This is a genomic window from Massilistercora timonensis (assembly GCF_048354975.1).
GTDB lineage: Bacteria > Bacillota > Clostridia > Lachnospirales > Lachnospiraceae > Massilistercora > Massilistercora timonensis.
Genome location: NZ_DBGCJQ010000018.1, coordinates 1 through 6,474, shown reverse-complemented (window position 1 = coordinate 6,474; position 6,474 = coordinate 1). Strand labels below are relative to the sequence as shown.

Below are 6,474 nucleotides of genomic sequence, written 5' to 3'. Positions count from 1 at the left end.
CGCCTTCTCCCACGTCATTTCCATTTTCATCAAGGAAAGTAAATCCCAGCGCCTTCAACATGCCAAGGCCGCCGTCGTTTGTAGCGCTTCCGCCGATCCCGATGATGAACTTGCGGCAGCCGCGCCGGATGGCGTCCAGGATCATTTCCCCGACTCCGTAGGTGGTGGCGGCGAGAGGATTTTTCTCGGCGTCCGGGACCAGAGTGATACCGGCGGCGCTGGCCATCTCGATGACCGCGGTTTTTTGATCCGGGATGTATCCATAGTATGCAGATACAGGAGTTCCCATGGGTCCGGTCACTTCTAAGTCTATGCGAGTCCCGCCCAGTCCTTCAATGAGGGCGTCGGTGCTTCCTTCCCCGCCATCGGCCAGGGGTTTGACGATCACCCGGGCGTCGGGGATTGCGGATAAGACTCCGGCTTTTACTGCATTTCCGGCTTCTGCCGAGGAAAGACTTCCTTTGAATGAATCAATGGCGACAACAACCTTCATAATAGGTACCTCCTCTTTGATTTCTTATAGTATAACGCAAAGAGAAAGAAAATCCATGGTTTTTATACTGAAAAACTTTGATATTTGCATAAGAATATTGGTATATATACCAATGAGATAATCAGATATGGCAGAAGAGGGCCAGCTGGAAGAGAAAAGCGTCCTGGAAATTTCTTGGATTTTTCCCGCTTTTTTCCGCGATCCGATCCAGATGATACTGCAGCGTATTCTTGTGGATAAAAAGAGCGTCGGCTGTATTTTTCAGAGACATATTGCAGGAGAGATAGGTCCGCAGTATGGAACATTCCTTTTCCGTCAGTCCGTCTAATAACTGGCTGGCGAACAGAGTTTTCATATCTCCGGGAATGGCTTCCAGAAGATATTCTGCCGACGGCGTCGAGATATCGCAGAAGGCGAGATCCTGGTTCAGGGCGTGGCGAAGCGCCGCCAGAGCATTCTGGTAGGAACGGGACGCATGGGAGAGAGAAGTGAAATTTCCCAGGCCGGCGTGGAGCTGTCCCCGGAATTTTTGAGAGAAATCCTTTTCGGAAAAAGACGTAAAGGAGCTCTCGTCAAAGAGCACGATCCATTCATTGGGATAAAAATAATGGGAGAGCCGGACTCCCAGGGACTGAAAATAAAAGCGAAGGGCCTGCTCAGGGCAGGAATCTTCCATGCGGATAACGAGAACCGCAAGAGAGTCCTCCCGGCATAGTCCGTACTGATCCAGAAGCAGCTGGAACTGATCCGGATCCGGGATGCGGTCGTAGATCAGAGAAGTGATGAGATAATGAAGGGCGCGAGATTCCGACGCCATTTCTTCATTTAACTGCTGTTCCTTCAGAAAAACCTCGGTGATCTTTGTGATCAGGAAGCCAAAAGGCTTCAGCGCCTCCGGGTCTCCGGTGAGGCCGATCACGGCGATGGGGGCGTGGTTGAGAAAGATGGGGTAGTTGATCCCCGGCTTTGCTCCCTCAAAAGGGTGCGCTTCATCTACGAAGACCGGGGCTCCCGTCTTTGCAGCATAAGCCCCGGCGGCGTGGAAGGAGCCGATACGGTCCGGATCAGTACTTCCCACAATATGGCCGGAAGGACTGATCAGGTTGGTATCGGTTTTTACCACTTCATAGACTGCGTGGACAATCTGTGCCGCCAGGGTTTTGGATACTTCCATTGCTGTAACTCCCATTTCTTTCCTTATGTAGCTTATTTCTCGATCTTTCCGTCCTTTTCCAGCTCCCGCAGGATGATCTCAGCGGTTTTCTTCACGGTAGCTTCCACGAATCTGGTACACTGGGCTTTCCGCTCCGGAGCGTCTTTCTCCATGCCTCTGGTCAGTACCCGGCAGCAGGTGCCGCCGCAGGTCTCCTTGAAGAAGTCGTGAAGCTCATTGCACAGAGCAAAGCAGCGTACGTTCTTGGGATCTCCCGGCACGGTACGTCCGTAGAAGTAGCCGATGACCATGGTAGCGCCGGCAAGAGCGCCGCAGATACAGCCGCCTCCGCCCAGTCCCCAGGGGAATCCGGTGCTCATGGCGATGGCGTCGTCGGACATCTCCAGCTCAAAATTCTTGCGAAGCGCATAGATGACCGACTCGGAACAGGCGAAGCCCTGGTGGAAGATGTCCACCGCGTCTTTTTGTAATTGCTCCATATTAATATTCGTGTTCATAATAAAACCTCCTAGTTGGGGACGTGGTATTTTCAAAAATACCACGTCCCAGATTGAAAATACCCTGTCCCCATTTTATCTCAAACGGAAGTTTTTTTAAAGATTTAAGAAGGATTTTTGTCAGTTTCTTATCAATTGTATTTTAGCTTTGCTCATGCTATATTAAAATTAACGTATCGCAGGTGGCGGGAGGATATAAATATGAAATATGAAGAGATGGAATATACAACTCCAAGACATGGTCTGCTGCACAAGCTTGAGGTTTACCTGATTGAGGGAAAGGTCTACGAATGCGGTGGAGAAAAGGATAATCAGAATTATTGGATGAGGGACTTGGAGACAGGAGAGACGGAATCCATTTCCAAAGCCTGGATCTATAAGTTGAAACATCAGGTTCATGATATTACCAGTGCCTATGTTAAGGAGAAGCCGGACTACGCCACAGAGCGGATAGAGAAAGCAAAAGAATTAATGGGGCAGAATAAAGATTTCAACATAGCGCGTCTTCTTCTGGAGCCCATTGCTGATAATGGCGATCCAGAGGCCCAGTATCTGCTGGCATACTGCTTTTACAAGGCGCCTCGTAGTCTGCTGTGGCTGCCGGAACCTGTGAATGAGTATCTGCAAAAAGCCGCCAGGCAGGGCCATGTGAAAGCGCAGTATTTTCTGGCGCAAAATTTCCGTATTGGTTTTAACCAGGTAAAGAATCCGGTTATGTCTGCCAAGTGGTATGAGGAAGCCGCCAGGCAGGGCCATGCGAAAGCGGCGGCTTATACCGGCCTGAATTACGAGCTTGGGGTGGAAGGCCTCCATCCTGCAGATCCGGACACAGCCTTCCACTGGTATCAGATTTCCGCCAATGCAGGGGATCCTCTTGGTCTGTATTATCTGGGGCTTGCTTATGAAGACGGCATTGGTACAGCCGTAGATTCGGGGAAAGCGCTGGAATGTTATCGGAAAGGCGCGGAAATGCAGGATAGAAAATGCACGTTCCGATACGCGTTTCTTCAGGATCCGGTCTATGGTCTCAAGGAACTTGCCAATGAAGACGCTGCACATCGCTGGTACTATGAGGGCATAGGCCTGAAAGACGCAAAGTCATACCGATATCTGGGCTATCATTATTACAATGGCACCTGCGGCGTGGATCTCAATCACCGCAGAGCTCAGCAGCTGTTCGTTGACGGGGCAAGCCTTGGCGACGCGCCCTGTGCCGCCGCGGCCGGACGGGAATATCTCTATGGAGAGCACGGCGTTAAGCAGGATCTCCGAGAAGCCCACGCTCTATGCTTTCAGGCTGCAGATGGCGGCGACACCAAAGGGATGCTTTTGCTGGCCCATTACTATCTGCTTATTCCCACCACGGAAGAAAATCTGCTCCTGAGCCTGGAGTGGGCCCAAAAAGCACGGGCCGCCGGGGAAAATGCCGACGTACTTATAGACGAGGCAAACAGGCGTATGAAGGAACTCAAGAAGAAATAGAAAGATCACCGGGGTATCTGGCCGGCGAGGAAGGAGGATTCTATGAACGAAAGGCCATTGATCATGAAAATGCGGCAGGACTACCGCTTTTTTGGCGGCATCAGTATTCTATACGGGATTGTTTTTGCCTTTTGCCTTTATAAAAATACGCACGGGGTAACATTTCCTCTGTGCGTGGCGGTTACAATCCTGACGGCGGGACTGTTTATGCGCAGGATCCGGTTCCGGCTGCAGAAGAGATCTCTTCTATATATAATAGGAATGATTCTGCTGGGGATCTCCACTGCGCTGACCACTTCCTTTTTCCTGCACTTTTTCAATCTGCTGGGGATCGTTCTTCTGTTTTTTGTGCTGATGATCCATCAGTTTTATGATGATCACGACTGGAATTTCCCTATGTATCTCAAGAGGATCTTCTTGTTGTTTGGAACCATGGTGGGATCTCTCCCGCTTCCTTTCTCTCATGGGGCGGGATATTTCTCCAGGAGCCAGAGCAAGAAGAAGCAGACGGTGGCGGCCATTGCTGTGGGGTGCTTTGTGGCGCTGGGGATTTTGTGCCTGGTGCTGCCGCTGTTGTTGAAATCAGATCTTGTGTTTTCCAGGATATTTGGAGAAATTCTGAAATATATTAATTTCTCGAATTTACTTGGCATCGGGTTTACCATTCTTCTTGGCTTTGCTCTTGGCTATGGCTTTTTCGCGGCGCTGTGCAAATATAACTTTCCTATTGAGAAGAGGCGGAAGATCCGGTATTTTAACCCGGTAGTAGGGATCACCTTTACCAGTATCATCAGTGTGATCTACCTGATGTACTGCCTGATCCAGATCGTATATCTCTTCATCGGCCTTCAGGTGGGGCTGCCGGCGGACCTTACCTATGCGGAGTACGCCAGGGGCGGTTTCTGGGAGCTTCTGTTCGTCAGCTTTGTGAATTTTATTATGGTACTTTTGTGTCTGTATTTATTTAAGGAAAGCCTTCCTCTGAAGATCATCCTGACGGTGATCTCGGCATGTACCTATATTATGATCCTGTCCGCCGCCTACCGGATGTTCCTGTATGTGGGGGTCTATCATCTTACGTTCCTGCGGATCCTGGTGCTGTGGTTCCTTCTGACCCTCAGTCTTATCATGGCAGGAGTGATCGTGAATATCTACCGGGAAAGATTTCCGCTTTTCCGATATATTGTAGCAGTCGTGAGTGTTCTGTATATTGGACTTTCTCTTGCAAGGCCGGATGCCATCGTAGCGGAATATAATATCGCCCATACGGAAAATATGAAAGAAGAGGATATCTATTACCTGCTTACCAGGCTGTCGGCAGACGCAGCCCCGGCGATCGCCGGCATGGACCTCTCTGGTTATGAGGATTATGTCAGAGGAGATGTGTATCAGTATTTCTGCGATATCGCTGAGAGGAACCAGGGGATCTATCTCAGGAAGGCCAATTACTCCCGGATCCGTGCGAAGCTGGCGGCGGAGCAGTACGTGGAGGAGCACAGAGATTACAGCTATGACTGGTATGAATAACGTCTTTTTTTGACAAGATAATTGAGAATGTTTATACTAATAGGAAAGAATCCTCTACAAAGGAGTATTTATTATGAAACGAATTTTAATCATGGTATGGAGAAATATCCTGCTGGTGCCTTATATGTGGTGCAAGCTGTGTTATCACGCCAGCCATCCGGACAAATATACAGAAGAGCAGCAGTACAAAATGCTCCGGTTTATCACCCTGCGGGCCAACAAGGGCGGGAATGTCCATATCGATGTCCATGGAGAAGAAAATATTCCGAAAGAAAATGGATTCATGTTTTTCCCGAATCATCAGGGGTTATATGATGTTCTTGCAGTGGTGGAAGCGTGTCCGAAGCCGTTTTCCGTGGTGGCGAAAAAGGAAGTGGCCAATGTTCCTTTCCTCAAGCAGGTGTTCGCCTGCATGAAAGCCTATATGATCGACCGGGAGGACGTGCGTCAGTCCATGCAGGTGATCATCAATGTAACAAATGAAGTAAAGAAGGGAAGAAACTATCTGATCTTCGCGGAAGGGACCCGCTCCAAAAATGGAAACGAAGTACAGACATTCAAGGGCGGAAGCTTCAAGGCGGCGACCAAGGCAAAGTGCCCCATCGTCCCGGTAGCGCTTATTGATTCCTTCAAACCCTTTGACACCAACACCACCAGCCCGGTGACGGTCCAGGTACATTTCCTGGAGCCCCTTCTCTATGAAGATTACAAAGATCTGAAAACAAACGAGATCGCCGCTATGGTGAAAGACCGGATACAGGAGACGATCCACGAAAACATGGGGAAAAAGTGATTGACAACAAGATAGAGGTTTAGTATAATTACCTTTGCTGGAGAAATACTCAAGAGGCTGAAGAGGCGCCCCTGCTAAGGGTGTAGGTCGGGCAACCGGCGCGAGGGTTCAAATCCCTCTTTCTCCGCTCGTCAAGAATGACTGTCTGGAATGAAAGTTCCAGACAGTTTTTTCTCTGACAAGGCCGGGACGGATATCTTGTGGTATCAGAACCCGGAAAAAACAAGGTATAGTATCTGTAAAAAAATGCGTTCAAAAAGTAAAAAAAGCTTAGAAAAAGTCTTGACATTGAATAGCATTCAGTGATATTATATCTAGGCTGACCCGTGAGGGACGGCAAAAAAAGAACCTTGATAACTGAACAATAGACACCAACCCTGAAAATTCTTTAAGAGATTTCAGAGAACCGCTTTGAACTGCGAGACAGTTTGAGGCGAACCCAAAACAGTAAAAGGGATAAGGAAGCTAGTTAGTTTTCTTGGACCTGGATGAACTTGATCTTAAGCCT

General features: G+C 49.0%; 6 protein-coding genes and 1 tRNA gene. 4 read left to right on the top strand and 3 right to left on the bottom strand.

Annotation, left to right across the window (positions count from 1 at the left end):
- From ACML7B_RS01315 to ACML7B_RS01305, 3 genes are all read right to left on the bottom strand, one after another.
- Positions 1 to 493: glycerate kinase (locus tag ACML7B_RS01315; RefSeq protein ID WP_418539010.1), on the bottom strand; the 493-nt coding region annotated here is incomplete at its 3' end.
- A gap of 121 nt (positions 494 to 614) precedes the next feature.
- Positions 615 to 1,667, bottom strand: coding sequence for a CdaR family transcriptional regulator (locus ACML7B_RS01310; protein WP_418539009.1), 1,053 nt, complete (start codon positions 1,665 to 1,667; stop codon positions 615 to 617).
- Between the two features lie 32 nt (positions 1,668 to 1,699).
- Complete coding sequence (locus tag ACML7B_RS01305; RefSeq protein WP_106789344.1) at positions 1,700 to 2,164, bottom strand: C-GCAxxG-C-C family protein; 465 nt, start codon at positions 2,162 to 2,164, stop codon at positions 1,700 to 1,702.
- A 201-nt stretch (positions 2,165 to 2,365) separates the two neighbouring features.
- Between ACML7B_RS01305 and ACML7B_RS01300 the strand changes: the two genes are divergently transcribed.
- From ACML7B_RS01300 to ACML7B_RS01285, 4 genes are all read left to right on the top strand, one after another.
- A complete protein-coding gene (locus ACML7B_RS01300) occupies positions 2,366 to 3,646 on the top strand; it encodes a tetratricopeptide repeat protein (protein WP_418539008.1) in 1,281 nt (426 codons plus the stop codon).
- 42 nt (positions 3,647 to 3,688) lie between these two features.
- A complete protein-coding gene (locus ACML7B_RS01295; RefSeq protein ID WP_418539006.1) occupies positions 3,689 to 5,173 on the top strand; it encodes a DUF4153 domain-containing protein in 1,485 nt (494 codons plus the stop codon).
- 73 nt (positions 5,174 to 5,246) lie between these two features.
- Positions 5,247 to 5,966: a lysophospholipid acyltransferase family protein gene (locus ACML7B_RS01290; protein ID WP_418539005.1), complete on the top strand. Its 720-nt coding sequence runs from the start codon at positions 5,247 to 5,249 to the stop codon at positions 5,964 to 5,966.
- Positions 5,967 to 6,005: 39 nt separating this feature from the next.
- A tRNA-Ser gene (locus tag ACML7B_RS01285) sits at positions 6,006 to 6,093 on the top strand.
- The last annotated feature ends 381 nt before the right edge of the window (positions 6,094 to 6,474 follow it).